The following is a 15,522-nucleotide window of genomic DNA, read 5'->3' on the forward strand; positions in this document are numbered from 1 at the left end:
GGTTACCTCAGGCCCCCTTGGCCGCGGTGCGGACCAGGACGAGGCCGCCGTTCGGACCGGGAACCGCGCCCTTGATGAGCAGCAGACCCTTCTCCGCGTCAACGGCGTGGACGGTCAGGTTCTGGGTGGTGACCCGCTCGTTGCCCATACGACCCGCCATGCGGAGGCCCTTGAACACACGGCCCGGGGTGGCGCAGCCACCGATGGAACCGGGCGAGCGGTGCTTGCGCTGGGTACCGTGCCCGGCGCCGAGGCCACGGAAGTTGTGGCGCTTCATGACACCGGCGAAGCCCTTGCCCTTGCTCTTGCCGGTCACGTCGACCTTGACGCCGGCCTCGAACACCTCGGCGGTGATCTCCTGGCCGAGCGTGTACTCGGAGGCGTCCGCGGTGCGGATCTCGACGAGGTGACGACGAGGGGTGACGTCGGCCTTGGCGAAGTGGCCCTTGAGGGGCTTGTTCACCTTGCGCGGGTCGATCTCGCCGAAGGCGATCTGGACCGACTCGTAGCCGTCGGTGTCGTTCGTACGGACCTGGGTGACGACGTTCGGGCCGGCTTTGACGACGGTGACCGGAACAACACGGTTGTTCTCGTCCCACACCTGCGTCATGCCGAGCTTCTCGCCCAGGATGCCCTTGATCTGCTTAGCCATCTCTCAGATCACCGGCCTCAGAGCTTGATCTCGATGTCGACACCGGCCGGGAGGTCGAGTCGCATCAGAGAGTCAACGGTCTTGGGGGTCGGGTCGAGGATGTCGATCAGGCGCTTGTGCGTGCGCATCTCGAAGTGCTCGCGCGAGTCCTTGTACTTGTGCGGCGACTTGATGACGCAGTACACGTTCTTCTCAGTGGGCAGCGGCACCGGGCCCGCGACCGACGCACCAGTGCGGGTCACCGTCTCGACGATCTTCTTCGCCGAGGAGTCGATGACCTCGTGGTCGTAGGCCTTGAGCCGGATGCGGATCTTCTGTCCCGCCATGGCTACTCAGTAGTCCTGTCTCTCGTAACGCTCTGGAACCCGGCGTTCCCTTGCTTTTCTCCGACCCACGCGGTCGGGCGTGTCGCGCTCCCGCTGACACAGATGTCCCTTACGGAACATCCCTTGTTGGGGAACGCGGCCCTTGCGAACCGCAAGCCGGGGACGAAAGGCCCACCGGGCGCCTGGCCGGTGTCGCGCCCACGCTTCCCGGAAGATTCCCGTACGTCCGCCCCACACGGGGACGACGAGTACTGTGGGACTCGCTTCCGGTCCTCCCGGCGGGAGGCGCGCAGCATCAACACTCGACCGAGCAACTCGGACAGTCTGCCATATGGGGCGGGGGGCTGGCCAATCGAGCCGGAGAGAATACCCCGGGGGTGGCGCAGGTCAAACCCGCGTCACGCGCCATGGTGCTCCAGGAAGCCGGCGATCACCTCGGGCGGGTTCGCCGCCACGGTGGCCTCCACCTCCCACCCCGCCCGGTCCATGTCGAAGACGACGACAGGCACGGGCCGCCCGAGCACCCGGGTGAGGTGCGGACCTCGCCCTCGGCGTTGTAGCCGACGGCCACATAGGGGAACCGAAGGTCCTGGCCCTCGTGCCACACCGGAACGACACGACGTAGATCTCGGGCCTGGGGCAATGGGAAAGGCGTCCAGGGCGCGTCGCGTTCCGCGGCGGACGTGGTCACGGAAGGTTCTCCGCATGTCAGAAGCCCCAGGGGTCGGGGTGCGGGGTGAGCGCGGAGTTCTCGGACCAGATCAGGCGGGCTTCCAGGTCCGCGCCGAGGATCTCCCTGAGCCGCCCGACCGCCCAGCCGTTCCAGTGGACGCCTCCCGGGAACTCGGGCACGCGAAAGGCCGGCAGGCCGGAGGGCAGGGCGTCCCGGCGGAAGACCGTCGTCTTCATCTGACCCGTGGCCTTCTTGGGCTTGGACGACCTGCGCTGGTCCACACAGTCGACGACCGCCTCGACGGCGTAGAAGAGGTACGCACCCTCCTCGCCCCCATCGATCTCGACGGGCGTCAGCCGCCCCGCCTTCAGCAGGTCGTCCCCCAGAGCCTCGACGACATCGTCCAACCGTGCGACACGACCCAGTGCCCCGGCAGGCAACATTTGCCCGTCAAGGGCGGCGTCCGATGCATGCTCTCGGCGCGCCGGGTGCAAGCCCTCGTACTGGATGCACTTGGGCTTGTGCCCGGTGCGACGAGTGGGGGGACCTCCCACGCCCTTGCGGCAGTGGGGGAGCGTGCCGGGCGTCGCGACGGGGCGAACGTTGCTGCCGGAGCACTGGTTCAGCCGGGCGGCACCACGCCTCACCGTGACGCGACAACAGTTTCTCGTCGATGCCCTTGCCGTCGACGACACAGCCGCCGGAGTCCGAGCAGGTCATCATCGCCGTCACGTCCGCAAGCGCGCAGATAAATACCACACTTGCCACTTTTCCATCGCTCCCAACACGGCGCCCCTGAAGTGCCTTTGACAGGTTTTCACTTCACGTTTACTGTCCCTCGGTCACATGTACATGATCATCTGCTTGCAGGAGTGGTTTGTATGCAGCTCAGCACCTCCAAGGCCTTCCGGAGAAAGGCGGCCCTTACCGTCACCGCCGCCATGGCACTCGTCGGCTTCAGTGCCACCACGGCCTCGGCCAACTGGTCCAGCTACATCTCCAGCTGGACCGACGGCGACCGTTCTCGCGAGTGGACCGACTCCGGCACCTACAGCCAGGTCCAGTTCCGCAGCTGCTTCGCCCAGTACGGCACGACAAAGCAGGTCGTCGTCAAGATGTGGAAGATCGACACCTGGACGCCGAACGACGACCTCGGCAACAAGACCTTCACCAACTGCTTCAACGGCTCCAGCTCCTGGTCCAACGGTCAGTGGACCAACGTGCCGACCGGTGAACACACGCTGCAGTTCGAGGCCGACAAGGTTGCTCAGGGCGGCTCCTGCTGCCTGCTGAACGTCGCCGAGGTCTACGTCGACACCTCCCAGGCCGACTGACGCACGGTTCGAACGCCCTGCCCGCGGTGGTGCACGGAAGAACCCCTTCCGTGCACCACCCGCTTCCGCCGGAGAGCACCACTTGAGAATTCGGACCCTCTTCCGCACATCGCCCGCATTCATGTGCCTGCCGATCGCCGTCGGCATCACTGTCCTGTACTACACCCAGGAAGCGGCCGACCAGATCCACTACTTCCCGTATCCGTGGGCCCCACTGCTCGTCCAGCGTCCGATCGAGTACATGGCGGCTCCCACCTACGCCATGGTCGCCGCGCTCGCCGCCTGGTCCGCGGCCCGCGTGCGTGAAGCGGGCACCTGGCAGCTCGCCGCCCACCGTCCCACCTGGCAGGTGATCGCCCAGGCACTGGTCCCCGTCGTCACGGTGGGATGGCTGATGTTCATCGTGTCCGCTGCCTGGGCCTTCACCGAACGCCCGACCTGGCCCACCCCTGCCAGTCTGGCCCCGCTGCTGCTCACCAGTGTCCTGACCGTCGCCTGGGCGGTGATCGGCTTCACCGTCGGCCACCACGTCAAGCCTCTGATCTCCGCGCCCGTCCTCGCGTGCGGGGTGTTCATCGTCGTGGCCTACCCGCACGCCATGCAGCCGTTCTACCTGCGGCATCTCTCCGGCGAGTACTTCGCGCACCTGGGCGTCGGCGAATCCGCGACCTTCGAGTCCATGGCCGCCCAGATGATGCCGACCCTGGGCGTGGCCGCCGCCGTGGCCCTGGTGTGGGCCCGCTGGAAGCCGGTGCTGCGCATCGTGTCCGCCGCCGTGCTGGTGGTCGCCCCCGCCCTGGCCGGCTACAGCATCGTCAAGGACTGGAACTACAACCCCAGCGTCAACACCCACGTCGCCCTCGCGTGCCACGGCACCGAGCCCCAGGTGTGCCTGCCTGAGAGCGGGGCACACGACCTGCCCGAGGTGCACGTGCAGGTCGCCAAGGCGTTCCGCGTCCTCGAGACCTACGCCATCACCACCTCGCTCCCCCGCCGGGTGGAGGACCAGATGGCCTACGGGCGCTTCACCCAGCGGAACACCGACCGAACGGTCTACATGCAGCTCGGCATCGCCCACCACAAGGGCGGGCTCGACCGCTCGATCGTCACGAGTGCCGTGCGATTCGGATGCGACGCGGACCCGCAGCTCGCCCGCACGATCCACTTCTGGCTGGAGAAGAAACTCGGCGGCATCACGCCGTACTCACGTATCGCGGCCGAGGACCCCTACTACACACGCGCTCAGTACCAGCAGGCCGTCGCCACCGCCGAACGCGTCTCGGCGCTGTCCGTCCACGAGCAGAAGCAGTGGTTCGCCAAGACCAGGACCACTGCCTGTGAGGGGCGGCCGTCGTGATCTGGTGGCTGAGGGTTCGTCTCGTCCCGACCGTGCTCACGACCGCGCTGGTCGTCTATGCGCTGCTGCTGCTCACTGTGCGGGACGGGGCGGTGATTCTCCCGGCGATCACCGTGAACGCGGGCAACACCGTGCCACTGGCGTTCTTCCTGCCGCTGCTCGTCGCCGGACCCCTCGCGCACTGCCTGGACTCCCGGCAGCCGCACGCCGAGCTCACCGGAATCCGCCGCACCGCTTGGATGGACACCGTGCTGGCGGCTGCCTCGATGGGGGCGGCGCTGGCGGCGACGGCCCTGGTCTTTGTCGTCACCGCCGCGGACGTCACCGTGCAGGCAGGGCGCAACACGCTGTTTCTGACGGGTCTCATGCTCACGGCCCGCGCCGTACTCGGACGGGCCGGCATCGTCGTCCCGTTGGGCTGGGTGTTCGCCGTCATCCTCCTCGGCCGCCGCACCAGCAGCACCTTCCACTCCTGGGCCGTGACCGCCCTGCCGCCCGACACCTGGCACGCCACGGCAGTGGCGGCCCTGTCGATCAGCGCCGGTGTCGCAGCCACCTTCATCACCGCGAGGAAACTCCCGTGACCGTCTCCTTCACCGACTGCACCTACCGTTACAAGCGTCGCAACCGGCCGGTACTGGACCGCTTCACCTACCGGATCCACGAGGGGGTGACGATCCTCCTCGGCCCCAACGGCGCGGGAAAGTCCACGACCCTCAAGCTCGCCGCCTCCGTCCTCACGCCCCAGGACGGTCGCATCGCGTTCGACGACCTCGGCTCCCGCGAACGCGCGTACCGCCGCCATGTCTCCTGGATGCCTCAGCACATCACCGCGGCCCCCGGCCTCACCTGCCGCGAACAAGTCGCCTACACCGGCTGGCTGAAGGGCATGAACCGCACCGACGCCTGGACGCAGGCGCAAGAGGCTCTCGCCTTGGTGAACATGGTCGAGCATGCCGGCGAGAAGGCCACCAAACTCTCCGGCGGACAGCTCCGCCGCCTCGGTGTCGCCGCAGCTCTCGTCCACGACTGCCGCGTCCTGCTCCTGGACGAGCCCACCGCCGGCATGGACCCCACTCAGCGGCGCGTCTTCCGCGACGTCATCGCCGCTGCCGCCGCCACGAGGCGGATACGCATCCTGATGTCCACCCACGACGTCGCCGATCTCGCCGAGGACGCCGACCACGTCACCGTGCTCGCAGACGGCCGTGTCCAGTACGACGGCGACACCACCGGCTTCCTCTCCCAGGCACCCCACGGCACCCCTACCGGACGTCTCGCGGAAGCCGCCTACACCCACTTCGTCCATTCCGTCTGAACCAAGCCGGGCTCGCCGGTTGGCGCCCCCGGCCCGCGGGACCTGACGTCCGGCATTCACCGACGCCGGAATTACGGGCACCGGGGCCGCCGCGCCGGTTGCCGGCTGGGCTGGTGAACAAGACCCGCAAGGACGGCAACCACAAGGCCGCGGTGGCCCGGGAGGAACTCGTGCGGGCACTCGCCGAGGAAGGCGCGGGTGGTACGGCTTCCGCGCGGGAGATACGGCAGTGCTGCACCAGCACCTCCGTCATGGCGCGGAAGTAGTCGAGCATCCCTCGTCGAGGTCGGGCAGGAATCCGCTGCGCACGCGAAGTCCTCAGCCCGTGAAGCGGAACGTCGACGTGATCGCGTCGAAGATGTCGAAGAAGGAGTCCGCGAGGTCCAGAACCTGGCTGCTGCCCGCCACCAGCGCGGCCTTGCCCTCCTGGCCCGGCACGGGGATGTACGTCTGCATGAGCACCGCGCGGATGGTGCGGTTCAGGGCGTCGTCGGGCACGACCACGTCCTCGATGCCGTACGTCCGTGCCGCCGGGCCCACGCCGGGGATGTCGACGATCGTCACCTTGCGCCAGGAATCGCCCGCCTTCTTGGCCTCCTTGGCCGACAGCCCAGCAGCTATGGCGGCCGGGTCGGTCGAGAGCGGCTCGCCGTCGCGGGTGCGGCCGCCGACGAGTGAGACGGTCACCGAGCCGGTGATGGGCGTCTCGCTGCCGAAGCTCTCCGCCATGCAACCGCAGTACAGCGCACCCGACTTCCAGGCATCCGTGGCCGCCTTCCGCAGGAAGGCCATGTACGTGTCCCGGTACTTGGCCAGCTCCGGGTGCTGTTCCACCCGCTCGCTCACCATCCGCCGGATCGAGTCGTCCCGCGACTCCGGCCGCACGTCGAACTCCCACCACGACTCCGGCACCTTGATCCGGAAACCGCCGCGCTCGACGGTGAGCGTCTCCATGTAGCGGGCCATGACGCCGGCCTCCCCGTTCGCTCGATTGTCTGGGCCGACATCGTCCCACTGTGCGTTTCAAGGTGTGACAGCCCCGGGGAAACCGTCACACCGCCGACAGGTGCACGTCCGCCGCCTCCAGCGAGGCGGCGGACGTGTCCCAGTACGACGAGCGGATACCCGAGCTCTTCAGTCCCTGTTTGCCGCGGTAGACCGGTGACCGTCCGGCGGCCTCGCCGCCTCCCGGTGCCTTGGGGCGGGCATGCCTGGCGGGGGTGACCGGTCTGCCGGAGGGGCGGACATGTGCCCGCCCAACCGCAGGGCAGGAGTCGGCTCCTGATCGCTCGTACCCCGTGCGGGGCGCTCAGGCGAGGCGGCCCTCGGACGCGTACGACACGAAGGCCGACCAGGCCGCCGGGGCGAGGGCGAGACGGGGGCCGTCTTCGCTGTTCTTGGAGTCGCGGACGTGGATGGTGCCGGGGGTGGTGCCGACCTCGACACAGGAGTCGCCTTCGCTGCTACTGCTGTAGCTGCTCTTGAACCACGCCAGCTCGGACGCGTCCCCGGCCGAGGCGTTGCGGATCATGTTTCCCCCAGCAGTTGCTCGATGAAGGCCCTCGACTCCCGTGGCGTGAGGGCCTGAGCCCGGATGATGCCATACCGGAGTTCAAGGATACGGAGCTGCTTGGGCTCTGCGACCGGTCGGCCGTTGACCACGGCCGGCGAGCGTCCCACGGCCGAGCCATCAGCGAACTTCAGCACCTCGATACCACCGGCCAGGCCAGCGTGCTCCTCACGATCCATCGGCATCACCTGCAACTCGACGTTCCGCAGCTTCCCCATTTCCAGCAGATGCTCCAGCTGGCGGCGCAACGCGGCCATTCCGCCGAGCGGACGCCGAAGCGTCCACTCCTCCAGGACGAAGCTGAGTTCGGGCACGGGATCCCGTTCGAAGACGGCCTTGCGTGCCACGCGCGCTGCGATGAACCGCTCGACCTCGTCCTCGGTGTACGCGGGGCGCCGCATCAGAAGGAGCCCGCGTGCGTACTCCGGCGTCTGCAGCAGCCCGTGGATGTTCAGCGGGTCGTAGAGCTGAAGCTCGACCGCCTTGGCCTCCAACTGCGCCAGGTCCCGCACCTTCTTCGGGTACCGAACCTTCTTCACGTCCTCCTGCATCGCGGCGAGCAGCCCACCCGCCCCCAAGACCTCATCCGCCTTGTCCAGAAACTCCGGCCTAGGAATCCGCTTCCCACCCTCGATCTTGTAGACCATGTCCTCGCCGTACCCCACCGCCTTCCCGAACTCGGCGGCCCGCATCCCCACCGCCTCCCGCCGCAGCTTCAACTGCCGCCCGACCGTGGCGACAACCGCGACCCCCCAGTCGTCGTCGGGTCCACCTCCCAACCCGGCTCGTCCGCCTCGGTCTTGAGCCGCCCCGCGTCCGCTTCCACCGTCATCCCGGCGCCCCTCCGTCGTACCGCGTCGTACCGCCACGCCCCTACCCGTACGCACCGCCCCGACAGCCCGGACACCACCGGACAACCGCTGGACAGTCACCGTACGCAACGGCGTAGTCACTGTTCACGGTAAGCGCAGCTCGCCACGCTGAGTGACGTGAATCAAGAAACCACCGAGGCCAAGGCCCAACTCGACTGCCCCATCCGCAACTTCAGCGTCTCGCTGTCCCCCACTCCACGCGCGGCCCGTCTCGCACGTCTACTGGCGGTCGAACAACTCCGCTCGTGGGGCCTCCCGTTGAACCCGGCGGAGCACATCGTGGCCGAGCTGGCAGCGAACGCCGTGACTCACGGGCGTGTACCGGGACGGGACTTCCGGCTCACGCTCTACGTCGTCGGCGACACCCTCCGCATCGAGGTCACCGACACCCGCGGTGACCGTCTGCCCCGACGAGCCACGCCCGACGGCGAGTCCGGCCGCGGCCTCCTCCTCGTCGACACGCTCGCCGACCGCTGGGGAGTGGCCGAGGGCCCGACCCCGCGCAAGACGGTCTGGGCCGAACTACGTCTTCGACCGGAACCCGACCCCTCGCGCTTCGGTGCCGCAGACGCCTTGTCCCAAGGAACGTGAGGGACGACCTGCCCCGATACCCACCTGCGTAAGCCGAACCGCCATACCCGCAGTCACGCCGCCCGCTGGAAGCTACGCAACCGCGCGAACGACGAATCCAGCCCCCGCTTCACCATCCGCGCCACCGGCCGTTCCACAAACCGGTGCACCAGCCAGCTCAACACCAGGAACCCGGCGATCAGGACCACGACCAGCAGCCGGGGGTCCATGGTGTCCCGGAAGCGGTTGATGAGGACCGCACCGGCGACGTAGTGCGTGAGATAGAGCGGGTACGTCAGGCAGCCCGCCGTCACCAGCCACTTCCAGCGGATGCGGTCGGTGTATCCCAGAGCCACGGCCACCATCACCAGCATGAAGACCGTGAAGATGACGACCGCGCCGCGCCAGCTGCTGACCTGCTCGTACGCCACCCGCTCCCCCAGCTCCAGCTGGCCCATGAGCCAGGCCATCGCGAGGATCCCCCACAGCAGGAGGTCCTGGCCGAAGCGGTACATGAGGTAGAGGGCGAGGCCGGCGATGAAGTACCAGGCGGCGCTCGGGTCGGCGACCAGCACCATCAGCGGGAACTTGGAGATCGGCGCGAGCATCGCGGCCGCGCCCCAGATGCAGCAGAAGACCACGACCCGGCGGTACGTCAGACCCATGGCCACGACGACGAGGAACAGCAGGTAGAAGCGGAGCTCCGACCAGAGGGTCCAGTACACGGGGTCGACGTTCGGTACGTCGGAACCCGCCTGCAGCATCGTCAGGTTGAACAGGACCTCCCGCAGCGGCAACCGCTCCATCACCCCCGGCAGCAGCACCAGCACTGCCGTGGTGAAGAGGACACCGAACCAGTACGCCGGGTAGAGGCGGATCACCCGCGACACGAAGAAGTCCCGCGGCGTGCGGCCCCAGCACGACATACAGATCACGAAGCCGCTGATCACGAAGAAGATCTCGACGCCGATCCAGCCGAAGGAGGCGACCCGGAACACCGTCGGCATGATGTCCGACACCGAGCGGTCCCAGATGATGTTGCCCGGCTCATTGGCCCGGCGCGTACCGACGAAGTGGTGCAGGACGACCATCAGGGCGGCGGCCAGACGGATGCCGTCGATGACGTACAGCCGCGGGCGGGACCGGGCGGCGCGCGAGGGGTCCGGCTTCGGTGTGCCCAGCGGCTGCTGCGGCGGACGATCGGCCACCGCGACCGGCATCGGTATCGACAATCCGCTGCGCACACCCTGCATCAAGAGACCTAGCCATCCTCGGGAGAGACTCGGGGCCCGACGGCCACTGGACCACGGTTCACGCTACGGCCGCGCCTTCCGCCCCACCGGGACAGAAAAGAACAATCCCCCCGCACCCACCGGGAGTTGCCGGAACTCTCGCCAATCCGCCGCACAAGATTCGATTAGGTTTCACCCACCGCCAGCACAACCCTCCGAATGTTCGAGGGGCCCGGACGACAAAGAGGGCCCGGACGACAAAGGGGCCCGTACGACCGAAGTCGTACGGGCCCCTTCAGGCCTTTTCAGGTCAGGCGACCCTCAAGCAAGCGGAACTTACTTGACGATCTTGGTGACCTGGCCGGCGCCCACGGTCCGGCCACCCTCACGGATGGCGAACTTCAGGCCCTCCTCCATGGCGACCGGCTGGATGAGCTCGACCTTCATCTCGGTGTTGTCGCCCGGCATGACCATCTCGGTGCCCTCGGGGAGGTGCACGACACCGGTCACGTCAGTCGTACGGAAGTAGAACTGCGGGCGGTAGTTGTTGAAGAACGGGGTGTGGCGGCCACCCTCGTCCTTCGACAGGATGTAGGCCTGGGCCTCGAACTCGGTGTGCGGGGTGACAGAGCCCGGCTTGATGATGCACTGGCCGCGCTCGACGTCCTCGCGCTTGATGCCGCGGAGCAGCAGACCGACGTTCTCACCGGCCTGGCCCTCGTCGAGCAGCTTGCGGAACATCTCGATGCCGGTGACCGTGGTGGTGGTCTTCTCCGGCTTGATGCCGATGATGTCGACGGTCTCGTTGACCTTGAGGACACCACGCTCGATACGGCCGGTGACGACCGTACCGCGACCGGTGATCGTGAAGACGTCCTCGATCGGCATCAGGAACGGCTTGTCGACCTCGCGCTCCGGCTGCGGGATGGACTCGTCGACGGCGTTCATCAGGTTGAGAACGGAGTCGACCCACTCCTTCTCGCCCTCAAGGGCCTTCAGAGCGGAGACCTTGACGACCGGAACGTCGTCGCCCGGGAACTCGTACTCGGAGAGGAGCTCACGGACCTCGAGCTCGACGAGCTCCAGGATCTCCTCGTCGTCCACCATGTCGGCCTTGTTCAGGGCGACGACGATGTACGGAACGCCGACCTGGCGGGCCAGGAGCACGTGCTCCTTGGTCTGCGGCATCGGGCCGTCGGTGGCGGCGACCACGAGGATCGCGCCGTCCATCTGCGCGGCACCGGTGATCATGTTCTTGATGTAGTCCGCGTGACCCGGGCAGTCGACGTGCGCGTAGTGACGCGCCTCGGTCTGGTACTCGACGTGCGCGATGGAGATGGTGATACCGCGCTGACGCTCTTCCGGCGCCTTGTCGATGTTGTCGAACGGGGTGGCCTCGTTCAGGTCCGGGTACGCGTCGTGCAGCACCTTGGTAATGGCCGCCGTGAGGGTGGTCTTACCGTGGTCGATGTGACCGATGGTGCCGATGTTGACGTGCGGCTTAGTCCGCTCGAACTTCGCCTTCGCCACTGGGGTCCTCCTGTGGAGTGGTTCTGTACGCCTTACTTCATCGGCGCCAGGTGATCTTTGCTGTTAAATCCCGGGCCCCGGGACATTCACCCGAGAATGCGGGGGAATGCCCCGTGAGGCTCCGGAGTCAAGCCTACGGCGTGTGAACGCGGAGCGTTACTCGCCCTTGGCCTTCGCGATGATCTCCTCGGCGACGTTCCGCGGAACCTCGGCGTAGGAGTCGAACTGCATCGAGTAGCTTGCGCGACCCGACGTCTTGCTACGGAGGTCTCCGACGTAGCCGAACATCTCCGACAGGGGCACGAGGCCCTTCACGACGCGGGCACCGGCCCGCTCCTCCATGGCCTGGATCTGGCCACGGCGGGAGTTGATGTCGCCGATGACGTCACCCATGTAGTCCTCGGGCGTGGTGACCTCGACGGCCATCATCGGCTCGAGCAGCACAGGGCTGGCCTTGCGCGCGGCCTCCTTGAAGGCCTGCGAACCGGCGATCTTGAACGCGAGCTCGGAGGAGTCGACCTCGTGGTAGGCACCGTCGAGCAGCGTGACGCGCACACCGGTCATCTCGTAACCGGCGAGGATGCCGAACTGCATGGCCTCCTGCGAACCGGCGTCGACCGAGGGGATGTACTCCTTCGGGACGCGGCCACCGGTCACCTTGTTGACGAACTCGTACGAGGCGTCGCCGCCCTCGATCGGCTCGATCGCGATGATGACGCGAGCGAACTGGCCGGTGCCACCCGTCTGCTTCTTGTGGGTGTACTCGACCTTCTCGACCGACTTGCGGATCGTCTCGCGGTACGCGACCTGCGGCTTGCCGACGTTGGCCTCGACCTTGAACTCACGGCGCATACGGTCGACCAGCACCTCGAGGTGCAGCTCGCCCATGCCTCCGATGATGGTCTGGCCGGTCTCCTCGTCCGAGTGGACCTGGAAGGACGGGTCCTCCTCGGCCAGGCGCTGGATGGCGACACCCAGCTTCTCCTGGTCGCCCTTGGACTTGGGCTCGATGGCGACCTGGATCACCGGCGCCGGGAAGTCCATGGACTCCAGGATCACCGGCTGCTTCTCGTCGCTCAGCGTCTCACCGGTGGTGGTCTGCTTCAGGCCCATGACGGCGACGATGTCGCCGGCGCCCACCGACTCGATCTCCTCACGCTTGTTGGCGTGCATGCGGTAGATCTTGCCGATGCGCTCCTTGCGGCCCTTGACGGAGTTCAGCACGGCGGTGCCGGACTCCAGGCGGCCGGAGTACACGCGGACGAAGGTGAGCTTGCCGAGGTGCGGGTCGCTCATGATCTTGAACGCCAGCGCCGCGAGCGGCTCGTCGTCGGACGGCTTGCGCGTGACGACCGTCTCCGGGTCCTTGACGTCGTGGCCCTCGATGGCCTCGATGTCGACCGGGGACGGCAGGTAGCGCACGACCGCGTCGAGCAGGGGCTGAACGCCCTTGTTCTTGAACGCGGTGCCGCAGAACACCGGGGTGACCGTGGTGCCCTCGCCCTTGCCAGACGCGATGGTGATACGACGGATCGCCGCGTACAGCTGCTCCACGGAGGGCTCCTCGCCCTCCAGGTACAGCTCCATCAGCTCCTCGTCGTTCTCCGCGACGGCCTCGAGCAGCTTGCCGCGCCACTCCTCGGCGGCCTCGGTGTGCGTGGCCGGGATGTCGACGGTGTCGTACATCTCGCCCTTGGTGGCCTCGGCCGACCAGACCAGGGCCTTCATCGTCACGAGGTCGACGACGCCCTTGAAGTCCGCCTCCGCACCGATCGGCAGCTGCATGACCAGCGGCTGCGCACCCAGGCGGTCGGTGATCATGTCGACGCAGCGGTGGAACTCCGCACCGGTGCGGTCGAGCTTGTTGACGAAGCAGATACGCGGAACGCCGTAGCGGTCCGCCTGACGCCACACCGTCTCGGACTGGGGCTCGACACCGGCGACGCCGTCGAACACCGTCACGGCACCGTCGAGCACGCGCAGGGATCGCTCCACCTCGACGGTGAAGTCGACGTGGCCCGGCGTGTCGATGATGTTGATGGTGTGGTCGACGTTCTCCAGCGGCCAGTGGCAGGTGGTGGCAGCAGAGGTGATCGTGATGCCACGCTCCTGCTCCTGCTCCATCCAGTCCATGGTGGCAGCGCCGTCGTGGACCTCACCGATCTTGTAAGACACACCGGTGTAGAACAGGATCCGCTCGGTGGTGGTCGTCTTGCCCGCGTCGATGTGGGCCATGATCCCGATGTTGCGGACCTTGGCCAGGTCAAGTGAAGTGGTAGCCATAAGGCTTCAGTCTTCTCTCGGTCTCGATGTGGGTAGCGACTACCAGCGGTAGTGCGCGAAGGCCTTGTTGGACTCGGCCATCTTGTGCGTGTCCTCGCGCTTCTTCACAGCGGCACCGAGGCCGTTGCTGGCGTCGAGGAGTTCGTTGAGCAGACGCTCGGTCATGGTCTTCTCGCGACGGGCGCGGGAGTAACCGACCAGCCAGCGCAGCGCCAGGGTGTTGGCACGGCCGGGCTTGACCTCGACCGGGACCTGGTAGGTGGCGCCACCGACACGGCGGGACTTGACCTCGAGGGTCGGCTTGATGTTCTCAAGAGCGCGCTTGAGCGTGATGACCGGGTCGTTGCCGGTCTTCTCGCGCAGGCCCTCCATGGCGCCGTAAACGATGCGCTCGGCAGTCGAGCGCTTTCCGTTCAGCAGCACCTTGTTGATCAGGGAGGTCACCAGAGGGGAGCCGTAGACCGGGTCGATGATGACCGGGCGCTTCGGGGCGGGGCCCTTACGAGGCATTCTTACTTCTCCTTCTTGGCGCCGTAGCGGCTGCGGGCCTGCTTGCGGTTCTTGACACCCTGGGTGTCGAGCGAACCGCGGATGATCTTGTAGCGAACACCCGGCAGGTCCTTCACACGGCCACCACGCACGAGCACGATGGAGTGCTCCTGCAGGTTGTGTCCCTCACCCGGAATGTAAGCGGTGACCTCGATCCCGCTGGTCAGACGCACACGCGCGACCTTACGCAGGGCCGAGTTCGGCTTCTTCGGGGTGGTCGTGAACACACGCGTGCAGACGCCGCGACGCTGAGGGGAACCCTCGAGTGCGGGCGTCTTGTTCTTCTCGACCTTGTCCTGCCGGCCCTTACGGACCAGCTGCTGGATCGTAGGCACTACTTCTCCGGTTTCTGTGTGCCGATGGGTACAGCTAACCTGGAACGTCGCCGACCCACGCGGTCGGGTGTGTCGAATCCCGCGGCACTCCCGCCGCTAGGCAGAAAGAGGCGCAGATTACGGTGGCCGGTCTCGGCCCCCGGTGCGGTCTGAAGGCACGCACGAGAGCCAGGGCACACCCCAGGCACAAGGTCTGAGCGTACCTACCTCATTCGCTGTGGTCAAAACAAATGGGCGTCACCCACCTCGCCATGCGAGGTATGTCAAGCCCCGGTACCCTCGGTGATCTTCGAATCGACGACTCCCGCATCTCCGGGCACCCTCTCGTGATCTTCGGCCAGACGTCGTCCGGCTGTGTCACCACGCGGCGATCGTCACCGCCAGCACCACGGCCAGGACGAGCGCCCAGCCCGCCGTGGACAGCCAGCCGAACACCAGACCGGTCAGCGCCAGCCAGTCGCCGCCCTCCCCGGTGCGCCGGATCTCGGCCCGTGCCGAGTGCCCCAGAATCACCGCGGGGATACCGGTGAGACCTACGGTCACCAGACACAGGGCCCCGCAGATCGCGGACCCGACCGCCTTCACGTTCGTCCGCGCCGTCGGCACGGGCGCGAACGTCCGGGGCACGGGCGAGCCGGCCGTGAGATGCGGTACGGGCCCCTGCGGCAGGTCGGCGACCAGCAGCGCCAGCTCCCCCACCGTACGGGCCGCATACGCCCGCGCAACCCGCTTCTCGAACTCGGCATGCTCCAGCCGCCCCTCCCCGTAGCCGGCTCTGAGCACATCCACGGCGCGCTCACGGTCGGCGTGCGAGGCGAGCATCGACGGGGTGCTGGGCTGCCCCCAGGGTTGCCATGCGGGGTACGACACCACCAACCACCTCCCGGGACGGCGGGGGTCTCCTCCATGATGCGCCGAAGG

17 protein-coding genes and 1 pseudogene are annotated in these 15,522 nt (G+C 67.3%); 6 read left to right on the forward strand and 12 right to left on the reverse strand.

What is annotated here, in order from left to right; genetic code table 11:
* Window positions 1–7: 7 nt before the first annotated feature.
* The 3 genes from rplC to StrepF001_RS18025 all read right to left on the reverse strand — a co-directional run bounded on the left by rplC (window position 8) and on the right by StrepF001_RS18025 (window position 2,058).
* Window positions 8–652: a 50S ribosomal protein L3 gene (rplC, locus tag StrepF001_RS18015; protein ID WP_129799277.1), complete on the reverse strand. Its 645-nt coding sequence runs from the start codon at window positions 650–652 to the stop codon at window positions 8–10.
* 17 nt (window positions 653–669) lie between these two features.
* Entirely contained in the window at window positions 670–978 is a 309-nt protein-coding gene (rpsJ, locus tag StrepF001_RS18020) for a 30S ribosomal protein S10 (RefSeq protein WP_003948644.1), read from the reverse strand.
* A 708-nt stretch (window positions 979–1,686) separates the two neighbouring features.
* Window positions 1,687–2,058: a hypothetical protein gene (locus tag StrepF001_RS18025; RefSeq protein WP_165396296.1), complete on the reverse strand. Its 372-nt coding sequence runs from the start codon at window positions 2,056–2,058 to the stop codon at window positions 1,687–1,689.
* 474 nt (window positions 2,059–2,532) lie between these two features.
* On the opposite strand from StrepF001_RS18025, the gene StrepF001_RS18030 reads away from it, so the two are divergent.
* The 5 genes from StrepF001_RS18030 (at window position 2,533) to StrepF001_RS45660 (ending at window position 5,926) form a co-directional block, all read left to right on the forward strand.
* Window positions 2,533–2,985: a hypothetical protein gene (locus StrepF001_RS18030; RefSeq protein WP_129799279.1), complete on the forward strand. Its 453-nt coding sequence runs from the start codon at window positions 2,533–2,535 to the stop codon at window positions 2,983–2,985.
* Window positions 2,986–3,067: 82 nt separating this feature from the next.
* Window positions 3,068–4,342, forward strand: a complete 1,275-nt coding sequence (locus StrepF001_RS18035) for a hypothetical protein (RefSeq protein ID WP_129799280.1) — start codon at window positions 3,068–3,070, stop codon at window positions 4,340–4,342.
* Complete coding sequence (locus StrepF001_RS18040) at window positions 4,339–4,926, forward strand: hypothetical protein (RefSeq protein WP_129799281.1); 588 nt, start codon at window positions 4,339–4,341, stop codon at window positions 4,924–4,926. The genes StrepF001_RS18035 and StrepF001_RS18040 overlap by 4 nt, the downstream gene beginning before the upstream one ends.
* Window positions 4,923–5,660, forward strand: a complete 738-nt coding sequence (locus StrepF001_RS18045) for an ATP-binding cassette domain-containing protein (RefSeq protein ID WP_129799282.1) — start codon at window positions 4,923–4,925, stop codon at window positions 5,658–5,660. The genes StrepF001_RS18040 and StrepF001_RS18045 overlap by 4 nt, the downstream gene beginning before the upstream one ends.
* A 113-nt stretch (window positions 5,661–5,773) precedes the next feature.
* Entirely contained in the window at window positions 5,774–5,926 is a 153-nt protein-coding gene (locus tag StrepF001_RS45660; RefSeq protein ID WP_165396298.1) for a hypothetical protein, read from the forward strand.
* 52 nt (window positions 5,927–5,978) lie between these two features.
* Here StrepF001_RS45660 and StrepF001_RS18050 read toward each other — a convergent pair whose 3' ends face one another.
* From StrepF001_RS18050 to StrepF001_RS18060, 3 genes and pseudogenes are all read right to left on the reverse strand, one after another.
* Complete coding sequence (locus tag StrepF001_RS18050; RefSeq protein WP_129799283.1) at window positions 5,979–6,626, reverse strand: hypothetical protein; 648 nt, start codon at window positions 6,624–6,626, stop codon at window positions 5,979–5,981.
* Between the two features lie 343 nt (window positions 6,627–6,969).
* On the reverse strand, window positions 6,970–7,191 hold the full coding sequence (locus tag StrepF001_RS18055) for a DUF397 domain-containing protein (protein WP_129799284.1): 222 nt from the start codon (window positions 7,189–7,191) through the stop codon (window positions 6,970–6,972).
* Window positions 7,188–8,062, reverse strand: a pseudogene (locus tag StrepF001_RS18060) (helix-turn-helix transcriptional regulator). The gene StrepF001_RS18055 and the pseudogene StrepF001_RS18060 overlap by 4 nt, the downstream one beginning before the upstream one ends.
* A 157-nt stretch (window positions 8,063–8,219) precedes the next feature.
* On the opposite strand from StrepF001_RS18060, the gene StrepF001_RS18065 reads away from it, so the two are divergent.
* The gene (locus StrepF001_RS18065) at window positions 8,220–8,693 is read left to right on the forward strand and encodes an ATP-binding protein (protein WP_129799285.1); all 474 of its coding nucleotides are present in this window, start codon (window positions 8,220–8,222) and stop codon (window positions 8,691–8,693) included.
* Between the two features lie 53 nt (window positions 8,694–8,746).
* On the opposite strand, the gene StrepF001_RS18070 is transcribed toward StrepF001_RS18065, so the two are convergent.
* The 6 genes from StrepF001_RS18070 to StrepF001_RS18095 form a co-directional block, all read right to left on the reverse strand.
* A complete protein-coding gene (locus StrepF001_RS18070; RefSeq protein ID WP_240797562.1) occupies window positions 8,747–9,880 on the reverse strand; it encodes an acyltransferase in 1,134 nt (377 codons plus the stop codon).
* Window positions 9,881–10,240: 360 nt separating this feature from the next.
* Entirely contained in the window at window positions 10,241–11,434 is a 1,194-nt protein-coding gene (gene tuf / locus StrepF001_RS18075) for an elongation factor Tu (RefSeq protein ID WP_129799287.1), read from the reverse strand.
* A gap of 156 nt (window positions 11,435–11,590) precedes the next feature.
* On the reverse strand, window positions 11,591–13,717 hold the full coding sequence (gene fusA / locus StrepF001_RS18080; RefSeq protein WP_129799288.1) for an elongation factor G: 2,127 nt from the start codon (window positions 13,715–13,717) through the stop codon (window positions 11,591–11,593).
* A gap of 39 nt (window positions 13,718–13,756) precedes the next feature.
* Window positions 13,757–14,227 carry a 30S ribosomal protein S7 gene (gene rpsG, locus StrepF001_RS18085; protein WP_003998848.1) on the reverse strand — a complete coding sequence of 157 codons (471 nt, stop codon included), beginning with the start codon at window positions 14,225–14,227 and terminating at the stop codon, window positions 13,757–13,759.
* Window positions 14,228–14,229: 2 nt separating this feature from the next.
* On the reverse strand, window positions 14,230–14,601 hold the full coding sequence (rpsL, locus tag StrepF001_RS18090) for a 30S ribosomal protein S12 (RefSeq protein ID WP_003948652.1): 372 nt from the start codon (window positions 14,599–14,601) through the stop codon (window positions 14,230–14,232).
* Between the two features lie 357 nt (window positions 14,602–14,958).
* Window positions 14,959–15,471 (reverse strand): DUF1707 and DUF4190 domain-containing protein, encoded by a 513-nt coding sequence (locus StrepF001_RS18095; protein WP_240797563.1) that lies wholly within the window; start codon window positions 15,469–15,471, stop codon window positions 14,959–14,961.
* Window positions 15,472–15,522 lie beyond the last annotated feature (51 nt).

Source organism: Streptomyces sp. F001 (assembly GCF_004187715.1).
Taxonomy (GTDB): Bacteria; Actinomycetota; Actinomycetes; order Streptomycetales; family Streptomycetaceae; genus Streptomyces; species Streptomyces flavusporus.